This window comes from Vibrio sp. DNB22_10_4 (assembly GCF_052879755.1).
This window is the reverse complement of the sequence record NZ_JBNNXW010000158.1, coordinates 1-214: the sequence shown is the minus strand read 5'-3', so window position 1 is coordinate 214 and position 214 is coordinate 1. Positions and strand designations below refer to the sequence as shown.

The window sequence follows — 214 nt, the reverse complement described above, 5'->3', positions numbered from 1 at the left end:
CTGACATTACCGTTGAAGTTTTCATTTGGTGCAAAGCTGTAGGTACCATCACCATTGTCAGTGAAAATACCGTCTGTGCCTGAGTAAGAGACATCATCGACCGCGACTTCGCCTTCTACGTCAGAGCTGTTTGCTATAAGCTGTTCATCAGAGATGGTGATTATGCCGTCTTCATCGACTGAATATGTTGTTGAGCCTGCTACTGGTATGTCAT

Annotated in this window: 1 protein-coding gene; it reads right to left on the bottom strand. The window is 44.9% G+C overall.

Features of this window, described 5'->3' with window-relative positions; all coding sequences use genetic code 11:
* Nucleotides 1-214 (bottom strand): cadherin-like domain-containing protein (locus ACVA6Q_RS25070; protein ID WP_446649281.1); only part of this gene is annotated, 214 nt, incomplete at both ends.